Source organism: Streptococcus mitis, assembly GCF_047462815.1.
In the GTDB taxonomy this organism is placed as follows: Bacteria; Bacillota; Bacilli; order Lactobacillales; family Streptococcaceae; genus Streptococcus; species Streptococcus mitis_DO.
In genome coordinates this window covers 1-4,767 of record NZ_JASHFB010000022.1, presented here as the reverse complement: position 1 = coordinate 4,767, position 4,767 = coordinate 1, and the positions used below count along the sequence as shown (strand labels likewise).

1 tRNA gene and 2 rRNA genes are annotated in these 4,767 nt (G+C 50.2%); all 3 read left to right on the top strand.

The features are described 5' to 3' along the window. Positions 1-48 precede the first annotated feature (48 nt). Positions 49-1,594, top strand: a 16S ribosomal RNA gene (locus QM865_RS09080). Positions 1,595-1,645: 51 nt separating this feature from the next. After that, a tRNA-Ala gene (locus tag QM865_RS09075) sits at positions 1,646-1,718 on the top strand. Positions 1,719-1,842: 124 nt separating this feature from the next. Beyond that, positions 1,843-4,743: ribosomal RNA gene (locus QM865_RS09070) — 23S ribosomal RNA — on the top strand. The 16S and 23S rRNA genes sit together here with 1 tRNA gene alongside, the layout of an rRNA operon. Positions 4,744-4,767 lie beyond the last annotated feature (24 nt).

The following is a 4,767-nucleotide window of genomic DNA, read 5'->3' as shown; positions in this document are numbered from 1 at the left end:
AAAAAACAATAAATCTGTCAGTGACAGAAATGAGTGAGAACTCAAACTTTTAATGAGAGTTTGATCCTGGCTCAGGACGAACGCTGGCGGCGTGCCTAATACATGCAAGTAGAACGCTGAAGGAGGAGCTTGCTTCTCTGGATGAGTTGCGAACGGGTGAGTAACGCGTAGGTAACCTGCCTGGTAGCGGGGGATAACTATTGGAAACGATAGCTAATACCGCATAATAGCAGTTGTTGCATGACAGCTGTTTGAAAGGTGCAATTGCACCACTACCAGATGGACCTGCGTTGTATTAGCTAGTTGGTGGGGTAACGGCTCACCAAGGCGACGATACATAGCCGACCTGAGAGGGTGATCGGCCACACTGGGACTGAGACACGGCCCAGACTCCTACGGGAGGCAGCAGTAGGGAATCTTCGGCAATGGACGGAAGTCTGACCGAGCAACGCCGCGTGAGTGAAGAAGGTTTTCGGATCGTAAAGCTCTGTTGTAAGAGAAGAACGAGTGTGAGAGTGGAAAGTTCACACTGTGACGGTATCTTACCAGAAAGGGACGGCTAACTACGTGCCAGCAGCCGCGGTAATACGTAGGTCCCGAGCGTTGTCCGGATTTATTGGGCGTAAAGCGAGCGCAGGCGGTTAGATAAGTCTGAAGTTAAAGGCTGTGGCTTAACCATAGTACGCTTTGGAAACTGTTTAACTTGAGTGCAAGAGGGGAGAGTGGAATTCCATGTGTAGCGGTGAAATGCGTAGATATATGGAGGAACACCGGTGGCGAAAGCGGCTCTCTGGCTTGTAACTGACGCTGAGGCTCGAAAGCGTGGGGAGCAAACAGGATTAGATACCCTGGTAGTCCACGCCGTAAACGATGAGTGCTAGGTGTTAGACCCTTTCCGGGGTTTAGTGCCGCAGCTAACGCATTAAGCACTCCGCCTGGGGAGTACGACCGCAAGGTTGAAACTCAAAGGAATTGACGGGGGCCCGCACAAGCGGTGGAGCATGTGGTTTAATTCGAAGCAACGCGAAGAACCTTACCAGGTCTTGACATCCCTCTGACCTCTCTAGAGATAGAGATTTCCTTCGGGACAGAGGTGACAGGTGGTGCATGGTTGTCGTCAGCTCGTGTCGTGAGATGTTGGGTTAAGTCCCGCAACGAGCGCAACCCCTATTGTTAGTTGCCATCATTTAGTTGGGCACTCTAGCGAGACTGCCGGTAATAAACCGGAGGAAGGTGGGGATGACGTCAAATCATCATGCCCCTTATGACCTGGGCTACACACGTGCTACAATGGCTGGTACAACGAGTCGCAAGCCGGTGACGGCAAGCTAATCTCTTAAAGCCAGTCTCAGTTCGGATTGTAGGCTGCAACTCGCCTACATGAAGTCGGAATCGCTAGTAATCGCGGATCAGCACGCCGCGGTGAATACGTTCCCGGGCCTTGTACACACCGCCCGTCACACCACGAGAGTTTGTAACACCCGAAGTCGGTGAGGTAACCGTAAGGAGCCAGCCGCCTAAGGTGGGATAGATGATTGGGGTGAAGTCGTAACAAGGTAGCCGTATCGGAAGGTGCGGCTGGATCACCTCCTTTCTAAGGATAAGGAACTGCGCATTGGTCTTGTTTAGTCTTGAGAGGTCTTGTGGGGCCTTAGCTCAGCTGGGAGAGCGCCTGCTTTGCACGCAGGAGGTCAGCGGTTCGATCCCGCTAGGCTCCATTGGTGAGAGATCACCAAGTAATGCACATTGAAAATTGAATATCTATATCAAATAGTAACAAGAAAATAAACCGAAAACGCTGTAGTATTAATAAGAGTTTATGACTGAAAGGTCAAAAAATAAGGTTAAGTTAATAAGGGCGCACGGTGGATGCCTTGGCACTAGGAGCCGAAGAAGGACGTGACAAACGACGATATGCCTTGGGTAGCTGTAAGTAAGCGATGATCCAGGGATTTCCGAATGGGGGAACCCAACAGGTACTACCTGTTACCCACATCTGTTAAGGATGTGAGGAGGAAGACGCAGTGAACTGAAACATCTAAGTAGCTGCAGGAAGAGAAAGCAAAAGCGATTGCCTTAGTAGCGGCGAGCGAAACGGCAGAAGGGCAAACCGAAGAGTTTACTCTTCGGGGTTGTAGGACTGCAATGTGGACTCAAAGATTATAGAAGAATGATTTGGGAAGATCAGCCAAAGAGAGTAATAGCCTCGTATTTAAAATAGTCTTTGTACCTAGCAGTATCCTGAGTACGGCGGGACACGTGAAATCCCGTCGGAATCTGGGAGGACCATCTCCCAACCCTAAATACTCCCTAGTGACCGATAGTGAACCAGTACCGTGAGGGAAAGGTGAAAAGCACCCCGGGAGGGGAGTGAAATAGAACCTGAAACCGTGTGCCTACAACAAGTTCGAGCCCGTTAATGGGTGAGAGCGTGCCTTTTGTAGAATGAACCGGCGAGTTACGTTATGATGCGAGGTTAAGTTGAAGAGACGGAGCCGTAGGGAAACCGAGTCTGAATAGGGCGGATTAGTATCATGACGTAGACCCGAAACCATGTGACCTACCCATGAGCAGGTTGAAGGTGCGGTAAGACGCACTGGAGGACCGAACCAGGGCACGTTGAAAAGTGCTTGGATGACTTGTGGGTAGCGGAGAAATTCCAAACGAACTTGGAGATAGCTGGTTCTCTCCGAAATAGCTTTAGGGCTAGCGTCGACATTAAGATTCTTGGAGGTAGAGCACTGTTTGGGTGAGGGGTCCATCCCGGATTACCAATCTCAGATAAACTCCGAATGCCAATGAATTATGGTCGGCAGTCAGACTGCGAGTGCTAAGATCCGTAGTCGAAAGGGAAACAGCCCAGACCACCAGCTAAGGTCCCAAAATAATTGTTAAGTGGAAAAGGATGTGGGGTTGCACAGACAACTAGGATGTTAGCTTAGAAGCAGCTATTCATTCAAAGAGTGCGTAATAGCTCACTAGTCGAGTGACCCTGCGCCGAAAATGTACCGGGGCTAAAACAATTTACCGAAGCTGTGGATACCTTTATAGGTATGGTAGGAGAGCGTTCTATGTGTGAAGAAGGTGTACCGTGAGGAGTGCTGGAACGCATAGAAGTGAGAATGCCGGTATGAGTAGCGAAAGACAGGTGAGAATCCTGTCCACCGTAAGACTAAGGTTTCCAGGGGAAGGCTCGTCCGCCCTGGGTTAGTCGGGACCTAAGGAGAGACCGAAAGGTGTATCCGATGGACAACAGGTTGATATTCCTGTACTAGAGTATGTAGTGATGGAGGGACGCAGTAGGCTAACTAAAGCAGACGATTGGAAGAGTCTGTCTAAGCAGTGAGGTGTGATATGAGTCAAATGCTTATATCTGTAACATTGAGCTGTGATGGGGAGCGAAGTTTAGTAGCGAAGTTAGTGACGTCACACTGCCAAGAAAAGCTTCTAGCGTTTAAACATACTCTACCCGTACCGCAAACCGACACAGGTAGTCGAGGCGAGTAGCCTCAGGTGAGCGAGAGAACTCTCGTTAAGGAACTCGGCAAAATGACCCCGTAACTTCGGGAGAAGGGGTGCTGACTTTAAGTCAGCCGCAGTGAATAGGCCCAAGCAACTGTTTATCAAAAACACAGCTCTCTGCTAAATCGTAAGATGATGTATAGGGGGTGACGCCTGCCCGGTGCTGGAAGGTTAAGAGGAGTGCTTAGCGTAAGCGAAGGTATGAATTGAAGCCCCAGTAAACGGCGGCCGTAACTATAACGGTCCTAAGGTAGCGAAATTCCTTGTCGGGTAAGTTCCGACCCGCACGAAAGGCGTAATGATTTGGGCACTGTCTCAACGAGAGACTCGGTGAAATTTTAGTACCTGTGAAGATGCAGGTTACCCGCGACAGGACGGAAAGACCCCATGGAGCTTTACTGCAGTTTGATATTGAGTGTCTGTACCACATGTACAGGATAGGTAGGAGTCTATGAGATCGGGACGCCAGTTTCGAAGGAGACGTTGTTGGGATACTACCCTTGTGTTATGGCCACTCTAACCCGGATAGGTGATCCCTATCGGAGACAGTGTCTGACGGGCAGTTTGACTGGGGCGGTCGCCTCCTAAAAGGTAACGGAGGCGCCCAAAGGTTCCCTCAGAATGGTTGGAAATCATTCGCAGAGTGTAAAGGTATAAGGGAGCTTGACTGCGAGAGCTACAACTCGAGCAGGGACGAAAGTCGGGCTTAGTGATCCGGTGGTTCCGTATGGAAGGGCCATCGCTCAACGGATAAAAGCTACCCTGGGGATAACAGGCTTATCTCCCCCAAGAGTTCACATCGACGGGGAGGTTTGGCACCTCGATGTCGGCTCGTCGCATCCTGGGGCTGTAGTCGGTCCCAAGGGTTGGGCTGTTCGCCCATTAAAGCGGCACGCGAGCTGGGTTCAGAACGTCGTGAGACAGTTCGGTCCCTATCCGTCGCGGGCGTAGGAAATTTGAGAGGATCTGCTCCTAGTACGAGAGGACCAGAGTGGACTTACCGCTGGTGTACCAGTTGTCTTGCCAAAGGCATCGCTGGGTAGCTATGTAGGGAAGGGATAAACGCTGAAAGCATCTAAGTGTGAAACCCACCTCAAGATGAGATTTCCCATGATTTTATATCAGTAAGAGCCCTGAGAGATGATCAGGTAGATAGGTTAGAAGTGGAAGTGTGGCGACACATGTAGCGGACTAATACTAATAGCTCGAGGACTTATCCAAAGTAACTGAGAATATGAAAGCGTA